Annotated in this window: 11 protein-coding genes; 2 read left to right on the forward strand and 9 right to left on the reverse strand. The window is 65.8% G+C overall.

The window, feature by feature from the left end; all coding sequences use genetic code 11:
- Positions 1-20: 20 nt before the first annotated feature.
- The 4 genes from QM618_RS02980 to prfB form a co-directional block, all read right to left on the reverse strand.
- Positions 21-1,340: a peptidoglycan DD-metalloendopeptidase family protein gene (locus tag QM618_RS02980; protein WP_428094759.1), complete on the reverse strand. Its 1,320-nt coding sequence runs from the start codon at positions 1,338-1,340 to the stop codon at positions 21-23.
- Positions 1,337-2,248, reverse strand: a complete 912-nt coding sequence (gene ftsX / locus QM618_RS02985; protein WP_428094762.1) for a permease-like cell division protein FtsX — start codon at positions 2,246-2,248, stop codon at positions 1,337-1,339. Before ftsX ends, QM618_RS02980 begins: the two co-directional genes overlap by 4 nt.
- On the reverse strand, positions 2,245-2,937 hold the full coding sequence (ftsE, locus tag QM618_RS02990; protein ID WP_428094764.1) for a cell division ATP-binding protein FtsE: 693 nt from the start codon (positions 2,935-2,937) through the stop codon (positions 2,245-2,247). The genes ftsX and ftsE overlap by 4 nt, the downstream gene beginning before the upstream one ends.
- Before the next feature lie 210 nt (positions 2,938-3,147).
- On the reverse strand, positions 3,148-4,251 hold the full coding sequence (gene prfB / locus QM618_RS02995; RefSeq protein WP_428094766.1) for a peptide chain release factor 2: 1,104 nt from the start codon (positions 4,249-4,251) through the stop codon (positions 3,148-3,150).
- 59 nt (positions 4,252-4,310) lie between these two features.
- On the opposite strand from prfB, the gene QM618_RS03000 reads away from it, so the two are divergent.
- Both QM618_RS03000 and QM618_RS03005 read left to right on the forward strand, forming a co-directional pair.
- On the forward strand, positions 4,311-5,582 hold the full coding sequence (locus tag QM618_RS03000; protein WP_428094769.1) for an ion channel protein: 1,272 nt from the start codon (positions 4,311-4,313) through the stop codon (positions 5,580-5,582).
- Positions 5,579-6,238, forward strand: a complete 660-nt coding sequence (locus tag QM618_RS03005; RefSeq protein WP_428094771.1) for a VOC family protein — start codon at positions 5,579-5,581, stop codon at positions 6,236-6,238. The genes QM618_RS03000 and QM618_RS03005 overlap by 4 nt, the downstream gene beginning before the upstream one ends.
- Before the next feature lie 167 nt (positions 6,239-6,405).
- Here the strand turns inward: QM618_RS03005 and adhE are convergent, their stop codons facing one another.
- The 5 genes from adhE to QM618_RS03030 form a co-directional block, all read right to left on the reverse strand.
- On the reverse strand, positions 6,406-9,117 hold the full coding sequence (gene adhE, locus QM618_RS03010) for a bifunctional acetaldehyde-CoA/alcohol dehydrogenase (RefSeq protein WP_428094773.1): 2,712 nt from the start codon (positions 9,115-9,117) through the stop codon (positions 6,406-6,408).
- A 283-nt stretch (positions 9,118-9,400) separates the two neighbouring features.
- Entirely contained in the window at positions 9,401-10,879 is a 1,479-nt protein-coding gene (locus tag QM618_RS03015) for an OFA family MFS transporter (RefSeq protein WP_428094775.1), read from the reverse strand.
- Positions 10,879-12,318 carry an NAD(P)(+) transhydrogenase (Re/Si-specific) subunit beta gene (locus tag QM618_RS03020; protein ID WP_428094777.1) on the reverse strand — a complete coding sequence of 480 codons (1,440 nt, stop codon included), beginning with the start codon at positions 12,316-12,318 and terminating at the stop codon, positions 10,879-10,881. Before QM618_RS03020 ends, QM618_RS03015 begins: the two co-directional genes overlap by 1 nt.
- Positions 12,318-12,629, reverse strand: coding sequence for an NAD(P) transhydrogenase subunit alpha (locus tag QM618_RS03025; protein WP_428094779.1), 312 nt, complete (start codon positions 12,627-12,629; stop codon positions 12,318-12,320). Before QM618_RS03025 ends, QM618_RS03020 begins: the two co-directional genes overlap by 1 nt.
- Positions 12,626-13,714 (reverse strand): NAD(P) transhydrogenase subunit alpha, encoded by a 1,089-nt coding sequence (locus QM618_RS03030; protein WP_428094781.1) that lies wholly within the window; start codon positions 13,712-13,714, stop codon positions 12,626-12,628. The genes QM618_RS03025 and QM618_RS03030 overlap by 4 nt, the downstream gene beginning before the upstream one ends.
- Positions 13,715-13,802 lie beyond the last annotated feature (88 nt).

Below are 13,802 nucleotides of genomic sequence, written 5' to 3' on the forward strand. Positions count from 1 at the left end.
AGTGTACCCGGGTGCGGGATTTACGGAACGGGACCCAGGATCGAGATGGGATTCACCGTGTTGCCGTTGACGTACACCTCGAAGTGCAAGTGGCACGCGGTGGACGTTCCCGTGGAGCCCGAGTAGCCAACAATCTGGCCCCGCACCACGTATTGGCCCGTGTGCACCGAGAAGCGCGACAGGTGGTTGTAGCTCGTCATGACGGAGTTGCCCTTGACGAAGCCGTGGTCGATCATCACCTGGTTGCCGAAGCCGCCCACCTGAGTTGCCCACTCCACCTTGCCCTCTGCGGCGGCGTAGATCGCGGTGCCGCAGTACGCGCGGAAGTCCGTACCGGCGTGCAGGCGCCAGTAGTGGAGGATCGGGTGATAGCGCATGCCGTAGTTACTGGTGATGTACGGAACCTTCGTGGGGAAGCTGAGGTAACCCTTGCCAAGCGGCGTGGGGTTGCCGTGGTTCTGGGCGGCAAGCTTCTTCTTGACGAGCTCGCGGATCTTGTCGCGCACCTTGTCTTGCTGCGCCTCAAGCTGCTTCTGCTTGGCGATAGCGTCCTTGCGCTGCTCCGCGAGCGTGGCCTTGAGGTCTGAGAGGTCGTCGAGCGCCTTGTCGACGGCGGCCTTCTTCTCTTCGGCTACCGTCTTGGCTGCCGCCGCCTCCTCAACGAGGGCGTCGGCCTCCTCCTTGAGCTCCTCGATGTACTCGCGAACCGCGTCCTGGCGGGCGCCGCGGTTGCGATTGGTGGCCGCGATCTCCTCGATCTCGTCGAGAGCGTTGGTCTGCACGCGCGCCGCGGAGTGCTGCGCGGCAAAACGCTTAACGAAGTCGCTTGAGCTCTCTGAGCCGAACACGATCGCGAGCGAATCCGAGGTGCCCTCACCCATGTACTGCTCGCGGGCGAGCGCACCAAGGGTGATCTTGAGCTCCTCGATGCGCGCGTTGTCGTCCTCGATCTGCTTGGTGATGTCCTTGTCTTGCGCGATTGCGGCCTTGAGCTTGTCCGCCACGATTTTCTGCTGCACCACGGCCGCGTTGTAGGTCTCGCGGGCGTCGGCGAGCTCCTTACGCAGGCCGGGGAGCTTGTCCTCAAGCTCGGTGATCTTCTTGTTCGTCTTGACGATCGCCGCGTCGGTGTCCTCGAGTTCGCTCTCGAGGTCATCCAGCTTGTCCTTGATCTTCTGCGCGTCTTTGTTGGCGTCGGAAATCTGATCGTCGTAATCGTTGTCTTGGTGGATCCCCGCGGGGGTCTCCGTGGCCACCGCGGCCGCAAACGCCCAGCCGGAGCACGTGACCACTGCAATGAGCGCCGCGAGCCCCGCGTAGAAGCGGTTGCGAAGGATCATGCGCGCGTGTACTTCCCTAGCGTCACGAGCGAAGCCGCAGCCGCGAGCGCCACTGCGATGGCCACCAAGTACGGCGCCACGGCGAGGACATCGGCCTCGTTCACGTACGCAATCCACGTCACAGACGAGCGCAGCCAGTCGCCAACCACATAGCGGACGGACGCGTAGAGCGCGCCAACGGCGAGCACCGCGCCAAGGGTCGCGGCCACGGCGCCCTCAAGCATGAAGGGAGCCTGGATGAGCGTGCGGGACGAGCCGACCATGCGCATGATCGTGGTCTCGCGGCGGCGGCTCAGTGCGCTCAGGCGAATGGTGGTGGTGATGAGCAGGCCTGCGGCGAGCAGCATGATTCCCGCGAGCGCGGCGGCCACGAGGGTGGCGGCGTTGAGGAACGCAAAGAGTTGGGAGAACGTCTCCCGCTGGTCCTGCACGTAGTCCACGCCCGGCATTCCTGCCACAGCGTCGGACACCACCTGGAACTGCTCCGGGTCATTGAGCTTAACGCGGAAGCTCGCCTGCATCTGGTCCGCGGTGAGTAGGTCAGCGATGCCTTGGTTGTCGAGCTTCTTGTAGTTCTCGAAGGCCTCTTCCTTGGACTCGAAGTAGACCTTCTGCACCAGGTCGGAGACGGGGCCCTCTTCAAGGACCTTGCGGATCTGCTCTTGCTGGTCTGCGGTGACCTCGCCGGCCGCGCACTGCGTGGAGCGCGCGTTCTCGGGGCACAGGCCAATCGTGACCTCGACCTTGCCGTACCAGTCCGTCTTGAGGTCACCGATCTGCGCCTGGATGAGCGCGGCGGAGCCCACGAACGTGAGCGACACGAACGTCACCAGCACCACGGACAGCGCCATCGTGGAGTTGCGGCGCAGGCCGTTCATGACCTCCGAGAGGATGAAGCGCAATCTCATATGCGCTCCAAGCCGTACACACCGCTTGCCTGGTCGCGCACCAGTTCGCCGCCCTTGAGCTCGATGACGCGCTTGCGCATCTGGTCCACGATTTCGTCGTCATGCGTGGCCATGAGCACCGTGGTTCCGGTGCGGTTGATGCGGTCAAGCAGGCGCATGATGCCCACAGACGTTCCGGGGTCGAGGTTTCCGGTTGGCTCGTCGCACAACAGGATGGGCGGGTGGTTCACGAACGCGCGTGCGATCGCAACGCGCTGCTGTTCACCACCGGAAAGCTCGTGTGGAAGGCGCTTCTCCTTACCAGCGAGGCCAACGAGGTCAAGCATCTCCGGCACCGCGGAGTTGATGACATGGCGCTTTTTGCCAATCACCTGCAACGCGAACGCGACGTTCTGGTACACCGTCTTGTTCGGCAGCAAGCGGAAGTCCTGGAATACCGCGCCGATCTCCCTGCGCAGCTGCGGAACGCGCCAGCTGGAGAGGCGATTGAGGTGCCGTCCCGCCACGTAGATGTCGCCGTCCGTGGGGCGCTCTTCCCTCAGCACCAGCTTGAGGAAGGTGGACTTTCCCGAGCCAGACGAGCCAACAAGGAACACGAAGTCCCCGCGCTCAATCTCCACGGAGACGTTGTCGAGCGCAGGCTTGGCGCCGCGCGCATACACCTTGGAGACGTTGTCGAATCTGATCATGGCAGAGTCGACGCAGGGGGACGGACCTGCGCCTTCAACTAGACAAACACGGCCCGACGCTACGTCCAGTTAGGCGCGCCGCCTAGAGTCTGTGGCCCTCACCACACCCAAAGACAAACAAGGGTGCGTGGTGCAGGAGTGACGCAAGTGACACCGCGTGCCGCGTACGGCGTCACACGCGTCACATCTGTCACTGGGACCCTTGGAAGTCTAGTTAGCGGAGGCTCGGCGCCAGCGGATGCCCGCGTCGATGAAGCCGTCAAGATCGCCATCGAACACGAGCTGCGGATTGCCCACCTCGTAGCCGGTGCGCAGGTCTTTCACGAGCTGCTGGCCATACAAGAAGTACGAGCGCATCTGATCACCCCACGACGCCTTGATGTCGCCAGCGAGTTCCTTCTTCTGCGCGGCCTCCTCCTCTTTTTTGAGGAGCAGCAGGCGAGTCTGGAGCACGCGCATCGCGGCGGCGCGGTTCTGAATCTGGCTCTTCTCGTCTTGCATCGACACCACGAGCCCCGTGGGAAGGTGGGTGATGCGCACCGCGGAGTCGGTGGTGTTGACGGACTGCCCGCCTGGTCCAGAAGAGCGGAAGACGTCCACCCGTATGTCGGCCTCTGGCACCTCCACCTCCACGGCCTCCTCCATGACGGGGATGACCTCAACCGCCGCGAACGACGTCTGGCGCTTGTCAGCGGAGCCAAACGGGCTGATGCGCGCGAGGCGGTGCGTGCCGGCCTCAACGGACAGCGTGCCGTACGCATAGGGTGCATCAATCTGGAAGGTCGCGGACTTGATGCCGGCGCCCTCCGCGTAGGAGGTGTCCATGACCTTCGCGGGGTACTTGTGACGCTCCGCCCAGCGCAAGTACATGCGCAATAGCATTTCCGCGAAGTCGGTGGCGTCGTCTCCGCCCGCCCCAGAACGGATGGTGACAACCGCGCCGCGGTCGTCCCACTCCCCCGTCATGAGGGTGCGCACCTCCATCGCGGCGAGGTCGGCCTTGAGCTTGGTCAGCTCGGCATCTGCCTCCGCGAGCGTGTCCGCGTCATCGCCCTCGGTGCCCAGCTCCACGAGCACCTCGAGGTCATCGATGCGCCCCCGCATGACGGTGAGCCGTTCCAGCTCACCATTCGCCTGGCTGAGCTGGCTCGTGACGGCCTGCGCGTTCTCTTGGTTGTCCCACAGATCGGGCGCGGCGGCCTGCTCGGAAAGCTCGGCGATGCGCGCCTCAAGGGCCGACGGGTCGCTCACCGCTTCGATTTGGGCGAAGGTGCTCTTCAGTTCCGCGAGCTCTGCGGGAAAGTCGGTGGCCACGACGGACAAGTCTACCGGCGCGCCACGCTCCGAAGGCTTTCACCCCTAGGCTGACCCTCGTGACGGAAGACGTTCAACAGGGCCCTACGGTCCGCTCGCTGGTGTCCATGATTTGGCCAGCCGTGGTCATCGGCGTGCTCTCCGGCCTTCTGATGGCGGGGGTCAACTGGGTCGCGGGGCAGCTCGAGGACGGGTTGTGGGACTCGCTCCCTGATGCACTCGGCGTGGACGGCTCGGGAGCGCTGTGGATTGTCGCCGTGCTCACCGCCACCGGTATCGCTGTCGGCATCGTGGTGTGGCTCGCGCCTGGCCATGCGGGCGAGGACCCAGCAAAGACCGAGCTGGTGTCGAGCCCCTTGCGCTTGGCCGCGCTGCCCGGCGTCGCGATCGCCCTAATCTTGGGTCTCGCAGGCGGCGTAAGCCTTGGCCCGGAGAACCCGATCATCGCGGTCGCCGTCGGACTCTCCGTGTGGCTCGCAGCCCGCATCACGCCAAAGACTCCCGCGGGCACCATTGTGATCATCGCGACGGCTGGCATCCTCGGCGCCATGTTTGGATCACCCCTGGCCGCCGCACTGCTGTTGACCGAAATGATTGGCGAGATGAAGCAGGGCGGTCCCATGTGGGACAAGCTCTTCGCCCCGATCATCGCCGCGTCGGTTGGCTCCGTGGTGACGATTCTCATCGGCGAGAGCATGACACTCCCCAAGCTCCCCGCGTACACGCTCGACAACGCGATTGACCTCGTGTCCGCACTTGCGGTCGCCGCAGCCGCCGCAAGTCTCGGGGTGCTGACGGCCATCGCGCTCCCACCGATCCATCGCGCGCTCCACACGCTCAAACACCCCGTGCTGTACTTGGGCGTTGGCGGCCTGATCCTCGGTGTGCTGGGAGCGATCGGCGGACCGGTCACGCTTTTCAAGGGCGCCGACCAATCCGCAGAACTCGTCACTGAGGCGGCAACGATGAGCCCCGGACACCTCGCGCTCGTAACGTTCGTCAAGATCGCCGCGCTGCTCGTCGCCGCAGGGGCAAGCTTCCGTGGTGGCCGCATCTTCCCGTCGATGTTCATCGGGGTCGCCCTGGGCCTGTTCATCAATGGCCTCATCCCTGGCATCCCTGTGGCGATCGCGGTCTCATGCGCAACGCTCGGCTTCGTGCTCGCGATCAGCCGTAGCGGCTGGCTGGCGATCTTCATGGCAGCCGCGCTCGCTGGGTCGGTCTCTATCTTTGGCATCATCTGCCTCGCGATCCTGCCCGCATGGCTCGTTGTCACGCGCGCGCCCGCGATGATCGTGAAGGATCGAGCCCCGGAGGCCGCACCCGCGTGAGCGAGGACGGCTGGCGGGCGTTCCTCGAGGCGGCCAGCCTTGAGGACTGGGCCGTGCTCCACGGCGGGGCAGTGACGGTCTACGGTTGCGACTCCCTTGCGGACGCGCTTCGCCTGGCCGACGCTGTGGCACGGGTTCCCGGCTTCGCGCCGTCTGGGGCGGTGCTCACCCTTGGCAACGACCGCCTCAGCGTGCGGCTCACTCAGGACATGTGGGCGCTGACTCCTGAGCACGTTGAGTTGGCCCGCGCTGTGTCCGCCGCAGCACGCGCGGCGGGATTCGCTGCGGACCGGTCGCGCATCCAGGAGGTACAGATTGCTATCTCGGCACAGCCCGCCGAGATCAGCCTGCCGTTCTGGCGCGCGGTGCTCGGCTACCGGCCGGCGGACGAGGACAACGGCAACGATCCGCTCGCCCACTCGTCGGTGGCGTGGATGCAGCCCCTCCCTGAGGACAAGCCGCTGCGGCACGCGATGCACATCGACGTCTCGGTGCCCAAGGAGTTCGTCGAGGCACGAGTCGCCGCGGCGGTGGCCGCGGGCGGAACCATCGTCGCGGACGACGAGGCTCCCGAGTTCTGGATCCTCGCGGATGCCGCGGGCAACAAGGTGTGCGTGTGTGCCTGGCCGGACGGCGCGAGAGCCCAGGGCCCGTAACCAAGCCAGCCACGCCGTCGGGCCTGATTCTGCGACTTCGCGCAGGATGACCGACGTCGCGCAGGATGACGAAAGCCCCGCCGCCTTGTGGGCGTACGGGGCTTCCGCTGGAGGGCCTCACCGCGCTCGGATTGTGTCCCTAACCGGCGCGGGAGGCGAGGACTGCGTTAGGACCTGGCCTTGCGCGTCCGGGTCTTGGGGCTCGCCTCCTTGGTGACGCCGTCGCGGACCGCCTCGAAGCTGGTGCCGTAGTACGCGGCCTCCATCATGATCTTCATGTCGTCGAGCATGGGCAGACGCGGGTTCGCGGGTGCGCACTGGTCCTCGTAAGCGTTCATCGCCAGGGTGTCGAGACTTGCCATGAAGTCGGCCTCGTCGATGCCGATCTCCTGGAACGAACCCTCGATGCCAACCTTGGCGCGCAGCTCCTCGACGGCGCTCGCGTAGGCCTCGACGGCCTCCTCGGGCGTGGAGCACGGCAGGCCGAGCATCTTGGCGATCTCCTGGAAGCGCTCCGGGGCCACGTAGCTTTCCTGCTTGGGCCACGACGTGGGCTTGGTGGGAACCTTGCCGTTGTAGCGGATCACGTGCGGCAGGTAGATGGCGTTGGTGCGGCCGTGGGCAACGTGGAAGGTGGAACCCGTCACGTGGCTCATGGCGTGCACGAGGCCAAGGAACGCGTTTCCGAATGCCATACCCGCGATGGTCGCAGCGTTGTGCATCTTCTCGCGGGCCTTGACGGCCGTGGCACCCTCGTTCACCGACTCGGCGATGTTCTCGAATACCAGGCGAATCGCCTGCAGAGCCATGCCGTCCGTGAAGTCGTTGGCGTAGACGGAGACGTACGCCTCGGTGGCGTGCGTGAGCGCGTCCATGCCGGAGTCAGCGGCAACGCGGCCGGGCATCGAGGCCGTGAGAACGGGGTCAACGATGGCCACCGTTGGCGTCAGCGCGTAGTCCGCGAGCGGGTACTTGCGGCCGTTCTCCACGTCCGTGATGACGGCGAAGGGGGTGACCTCCGCGCCCGTTCCGGACGTGGTGGGGATGCACACGAGCTTCGCCAGGTCGCCCAGCTTGGGGAACTGGAAGGCGCGCTTGCGGACGTCGAAGAACTTCTCCTTGAGGTCCGCGAAGTTGACCTCCGGGTGCTCATACATGAGCCACATGACCTTCGCGGCGTCCATGGGCGAGCCACCGCCAACGGCGATCAGAGTGTCCGGCTTGAAGGCACGGAGCACCTCGGCACCCTTGGTGACGGTCTGGATGCTGGGCTCGGGCTCAACGTTGTCGATGATCTGCAGCGACACATTGTTGGAGCGGCGGCGCAGCACGTCGATGACCTTGTCCACGACGCCGATGCGGGTCATGGTGGCATCGGTGATGATCGTCACGCGCTCCACGTCTGGCATGTCGCGCAGGTACTGGATCGCGTTGGGCTCGAAGTACGTCTTCGAAGGAACCTTGAACCACTGCATGTTGTTGTTCCTCCGGCCAATGCGCTTGACGTTGATGAGGTTCACCGCGGTGACGTTGTTGCTCACCGAGTTGTGACCGTAAGAGCCGCAGCCGAGCGTCAGCGACGGCAGGAACGCGTTGTAGATATCGCCGATGCCGCCGTGGCTTGACGGCGAGTTGCAGATCACGCGGATCGCCTTGACGCGCTTGCCGAACTCGTGGATGAGCTCTTCGTCGGTGGCGTGGATGGCCGCCGAGTGGCCGAGGCCGTGGAACTCCACCATCTGCTCTGCGTAGGTGAGGCCCTCTTCGGTGGTGTTGGCCTTCAGCACTGCCAGAACCGGGCACAGCTTCTCGCGGGTCAGCGGCTCGCTTTCGCCAACCGTGGTGACCTCCGCAAGGATGATGCTCGTGTCGGCGGGAACCTCGAAGCCGGCCTGCTCAGCGATCCACTGCGGGGACTTGCCCACCACGTTGGGGTTGAGCTTGGCGCCCGCGCAGTTGCTGCCGGTGGAGGTGACGCCAAAGATGAACTCTTCGAGCAGCGCCTTCTCCGCGGTGGTTGCACGGTAAGCGTGCAGGCGGTCGAACTCGCTGAGCGCCTCATCGTAGATCTCGGCGTCGATGATGGCCGCCTGCTCGGAGGCGCACACCATGCCGTTGTCGAAGGCCTTGGACACGACGATGTCGTTCACGGCCCTCTTGAGCTTGGCGCTCTTGTGGATGTACGCGGGCACGTTGCCCGCGCCAACACCAAGGGCGGGCTTGCCGCACGAGTACGCGGCCTTCACCATGGCGTTTCCACCGGTGGCGAGGATCAGCGCGACGCCGTCGTGGTTCATGAGCTCGTTGGTGGCCTCGAGCGAGGGAACCTCAACCCACTGCACGCAGTCCGCGGGGGCGCCCGCCTCGACGGCGGCGTCACGAACGATGCGAGCCGCGGCAACCGAGGACTCCTGGGCGCTGGGGTGGAACGCGAAGATGATGGGGTTGCGGGTCTTGATCGCGATGAGCGACTTGAAGATCGCGGTAGAGGTGGGGTTGGTCACCGGGGTGATGCCGGCAACAACGCCAACGGGCTCCGCGATCTCGGTGATGCCGAGGATCGGGTCATCGTGAATGACGCCCACGGTCTTCATGGGGGCCATCGAGTGCGTCACGTGCTCGCACGCGAAGATGTTCTTCACGGCCTTGTCCTCGAACACGCCGCGGCCAGTCTCCTTGACGGCCAGCTGCGCGAGGGCGCCGTGCTGGTTGAGCGCAGCGACGGACGCCTTCTTCACCAGCAGGTTTACCTGGTCCTGCGTGAAGTGGGTGTATTCCTTGAGCGCAACCTGCGCCTTGGCCACGAGCGCGTCGATCGCATCGGCAACCGTGGGCTCAGTGGTGTTCTGCTCGGCTTTTTCCGGGCTGATGGTGGTCATGATTCTCTCTCCTCCGTCTGCGCCAGGTAGGGACTTCCTGGCCACACTTCGACCGTAGAACCCCACGAGGCGGTTTTCGCCGGTCGAACGTCCCGGGGACTTTTGGCCCACGGCCCGTGATGAGAATGTTCGTCAGGTACGGATTCGAGGCTCCCGAGTGTCCTGGATGTGCCTCAGGTACAACTCGGCACAATCGACCGTCCGCAGCCCAAGGAGTGGCGAGACGTACCTGAGGCACATCCAGAACACGCGAAGGGTCTAGATCCGTACCTCAGGAACACTCTCAGGAAAAGAGCTGCTCCGCCTTGATCACCGTCTCGACGATGCCGTAGGTCAGCGCAACACCAACCACTACCCACAGGCCGATCGGCACCAGCGCGCCCTTGCCAACACGGCCCGACGCTCCACTCGGCTGGGCGTCAACGGTCGCCGCGGCGTCGGAGGGCTTCCCCGCCGCGGCGCGCTGCGCGGCACGCAGACTGCGGCCCCACAAGGTGACGAGGACGTTGGCGATCACGGCGAGTAGCAACAGTCCAGCGATGATCCACTGCGCGGGGCGATACAGGTCCGAACCCTCAAACCCTGCCGCCTCTCGAGAGTCAACAATCCCGTTGACGATAAGCGGGCCAACCACTCCGGCCGCCGACCACGCGGTGAGGATGAGGCCAAGGATGACGGACAGGTGCCGCTGCCCAAAGAGGTCCTTGAGGTACGCGGGCATCGCGGAGAACCCGCCGCCGTAGAAGCTGATCTGCACAAACGCGAGCACCACGAATAGCGCGATCGCCGCGGAACCCACGGATGCCAGCAGCGCGTACACGGTGCACCCACCCACCACGAAGATGGTGAAGGTCGCGGGCCTGCCGATGGTGTCGGATAGCGCGGACCAGCCAAAGCGGCCGCCCATGTTCGCGAGCGACAACAGCCCAACGAAGCCGGCAGCCGCGGCCACGGTGGTCGCGGGGAAGAACGCCTGAATCATCGGCGAAGCGGTCTCGAGGATGCCAATACCTGCGGTGATGTTGACGAAGAAGACCAGCCACAACAACCAGAACACGGGCTTTCGCGCCGCCACACCCGCCGTGACGTCGGCGTCTGTGCCCGCGCCGATCGGGTCACCGTGCGCGTCAACGGCTGCGCCATCGGTGGCTGGCACGCGAATCACGGCCGCGGCCCACAGCATCAGCACAGCGTTCATGAGCCCAAGGACGATGAACGCAAAACCCAGCCCACCCGTCGGGCCGGTGAGCGCGCCCATGAGGGCCGTCGCAAGCGGCGACGCGAGCATGGCGCCACCGCCGAAGCCCATCACCGCCATTCCCGTGGCAAGGCCCGGACGGTCAGGGAACCACGCGACAAGAGTCGCGACAGGGGCCACGTACCCGATGCCAAGGCCGATCCCGCCGATGAGCCCATAACCCACATACACGAGCCACAACTGGTCGAGCGTGACGGCCAACCCCGTGATCAGGTAGCCGCTCACCCAGAAACCGGCCGCCAGCACCATCGCCTTGCGCGGACCCTGCTTGGCGATCCACGGACCGCCGAACGCAGCGGTGAGGCCAAGCACAGCAATAGCGAGCGAGAACACCCACCCGATCGCGGTGTGGGACACAGAAAAGTGCTCCTGAAGTGGGGCCTTGAACACGCTGAACGCGTAGACCTGGCCAATCGCGAGGTGAAGGGCCAGGGCGGCGGGGGGCACAAGCCAGCGGTTGTAGCCGGCGGGCGCGACGGCGCGAGCCGGGGCAAGCAGAGACATTAGGCCGCGTACTCCTTGAGGGCAGCGAGGATTTGGCCGAGTCCCTTCTTCGCGTCGGCGAAGAGCATCCCGGTCTTGGGGTCTGTGTAGAGCTCGTTGTCGAGGCCCGCGTAGCCGTGGCCCATCGAGCGCTTGATGACGACGATGCTGCGCGCCTTGTCCACGTCAAGAATGGGCATGCCGCTGATGGCGTTGCCTGCGCGGCGCGCGGCGGGGTTGGTGACGTCGTTCGCGCCCACCACGAGGGCCACGTCGCACGTGGAGAACTCGGGGTTGACGTCGTCCATCTCGAGCAGTTGCGGGTACGGCACATCCGCCTCCGCGAGCAGCACATTCATGTGGCCCGGCATGCGGCCCGCCACGGGGTGGATGGCGTAGAACACGGTGATGCCGCGCTCGGTGAGCGCCTTGCCGAGTTCGCCGGCCTCGCGCTGCGCCTGGGCAGCCGCGAGCCCGTAACCAGGGACGATGATGACCTTGGAGGCGTAGGCGAGGCGCAGGGCCACGTCGTCGGCGTCCGTACGGGTCACCTCACCGCCCGACGCTACGGCGGCTCCCGCCGGAGCGTCACCAGTGCCAAAGCCACCAACCATGATCGAGAGCACGGAACGGTTCATCGCGTCCGCCATGAGCTTGGTGAGAATGGTGCCGGAGGCGCCGACGAGTCCGCCCGCAACGATCAGGATGTCGCTGCCAACCACGAAGCCCGACATTGCTACCGCGAGGCCAGTGAAGGCATTGAGCAGGCTCACGACTACCGGCATGTCCGCGCCCCCAATCGGCAGCACCATGAAGATGCCGAACGCGAGTGCGGCGATGGTGAGGACAATGAGCGGCAGCATTCCCGGCGCGGCGATGAGCCAGATCACGGAACCCACACCGGTGGCCGCCGCCACGAGCGTCAGCACCCGTGACCCGAGGAACGTGATGGGCGCGCCGCTGATCCAGCCCTGCAGCTTTCCCGCCGCGATCAGCGAGCCGGAGAACGTGATGGAGCCGATCAGCAGATCGAGGCCCACGAAGATCAGCACCGAGGTGGCGATGTTGGTGTAAGCGCCGCCAAGCAGGTCCAGTTCCTCGAAGCGGTGCATGAGCTCGGGGAACGCGATGATTGCGGCCGCGCCACCGCCAACCGCGTTGAACAGGGACACGAGCTGGGGCATCGCGGTCATCTTGACGCGACGCGCACTCACCGCACCCGCGACGCCACCGAGCGCCGTGCCTCCAACGAGCGCCACCCAGCCCCACGCGGTGACGTGGAACGAGTCATCGAACGCAACGAGGGCCACCGTGGCGAGGATTGCCGTGGCCATACCGGAGGCGCTCAGCAGGTTGCCACGACGCGCGGTCGCGGGCGAACGCATGAGGTGCAGACCCAGCACAAAGGTGGTGGCCGCAACGAGGTAGATGATGCCGACGGTGGCCTCGAGCGCGGTCACTAGGCCGCCTCCTCGTCTACGGACTCGCGTGGCTTGGCCCTAAACATCCCCAGCATCCTGTCCGTCACCACGTAGCCCCCCACCACGTTCATCGCGGCGAACGCGGCGGCCACGAACGCGAGGATGTAGCCAACGGGCGTGTGCACAAGGCCGGCGATCAGAATTGCGCCCACGAGCACCACGCCGTGGATCGAGTTGGCCCCCGACATCATCGGCGTGTGCAGCGTGGCGGGAATCTTGGAGATCACCTCAAAGCCCACGAGCAGCGAGAGCACGAACAGCCCCAGGTCGCTGAGCAGTTCCGGGGTCATGCGGGCACCTCTTCCTTGGCGGCTGCGGGCGCCCCGAGCAGCGCTCCCACTACCTCGTCGGTTGGGTCAATGGCCAGTTCGCCCTCGCTCACGATCGCGGCGATCACCGCGGCGATATTGCGCGCGTACGCGTCCGACGCTGCTGGCGCCATCTGCTGCGGCAGGTCGCCGGCCGCGATGAGCATGACGCCGTTGGTTGTGAGGTCCCACGTGTCGATGCCAACTCCGGCGACGTTGCCCCCGAGCGGGCCCGCCGCGAGATCCACGATTACGGAACCCCTCCGCATCGCGGCCACGGTGTCGGAGTCCACGAGCTCCGGCGGCTTGCGCCCCGGAACCTTCGCGGTCGTGATGACAATGTCAAATCCCGCAATGGCCGCAGACAGCTCCGCACGTTGCTGTGCCGACTCCTCCTGGGTGAGCTCACGTGCGTAGCCGCCCTCACCCACCGCGCTCACGGTGGTGGCGAGGAACGAGGCGCCGAGGCTCGTCACCTCTTCTCGGGCGGCGGGCCGAACGTCGTACCCGCTCACTCTCGCCCCCAGCCGGCGCGCCGTGGCAATGGCCTGCAGACCCGCAACTCCAGCGCCAAGTACCAGCACCGATGCTGGCTTAGCGGTTCCGGCCGCGGTCACCATCATCGGGAAATACCGGCCGTAAGCAGTGGCCGCGACAATGGCCGCGCGGTATCCCGCGATCGACGCCTGTGAGCTCAACGCATCCATGGTCTGCGCGCGGCTGATCTGCCGCGGCAGCCGCTCGAGCGACAGCACGTGCACGCCGCTCACCTCGAGCCCCTCTACCAACCCAAGCAGCGCTTGACCCTCCTTGAGCGCTTTGGTGGCCGCAGCGTCGGGCCGCCCGACGGCCACCACCACCTGGGAGGTGAGTGTCGCCTTTCGCGTGGCGAGGGTGGCACCTGCGTCCTTGTATTCCGCGTCGGTGAAGCCGGCGCGCTCGCCAGCCCCCTTCTCGACAGTGACGGAGAGGCCGTCGCGCACGAGCGTGGCGACGACAGGGGGCGTCAGGGCGACGCGGGTCTCGCCCTCCGCGGACTCGCGGAGGACGCCGATCGACACAGGCATCCGGGGCTCCTTCGTGGCGTTCCAACTGAATCTATCGTTGCGGAGACTAGGACGCTGGGAGCGTGACCTATGGCCCGTATGCGTTCTC

It is taken from the genome of Demequina sp. (genome assembly GCF_049841215.1).
Taxonomy (GTDB): domain Bacteria; phylum Actinomycetota; class Actinomycetes; order Actinomycetales; family Demequinaceae; genus Demequina.

What these genes read in the sequence shown, in the direction of transcription:
- adhE (WP_428094773.1), bottom strand. Translation starts at nt 9,117, where the DNA reads ATGACCACCATCAGCCCGGAAAAAGCCGAGCAGAACACCACTGAGCCC.
- QM618_RS03030 (WP_428094781.1), bottom strand. Translation starts at nt 13,714, where the DNA reads ATGCCTGTGTCGATCGGCGTCCTCCGCGAGTCCGCGGAGGGCGAGACC.
- ftsX (WP_428094762.1), bottom strand. Translation starts at nt 2,248, where the DNA reads ATGAGATTGCGCTTCATCCTCTCGGAGGTCATGAACGGCCTGCGCCGC.
- QM618_RS03025 (WP_428094779.1), bottom strand. Translation starts at nt 12,629, where the DNA reads ATGACCCCGGAACTGCTCAGCGACCTGGGGCTGTTCGTGCTCTCGCTG.
- QM618_RS02980 (WP_428094759.1), bottom strand. Translation starts at nt 1,340, where the DNA reads ATGATCCTTCGCAACCGCTTCTACGCGGGGCTCGCGGCGCTCATTGCA.
- QM618_RS03015 (WP_428094775.1), bottom strand. Translation starts at nt 10,879, where the DNA reads ATGTCTCTGCTTGCCCCGGCTCGCGCCGTCGCGCCCGCCGGCTACAAC.
- ftsE (WP_428094764.1), bottom strand. Translation starts at nt 2,937, where the DNA reads ATGATCAGATTCGACAACGTCTCCAAGGTGTATGCGCGCGGCGCCAAG.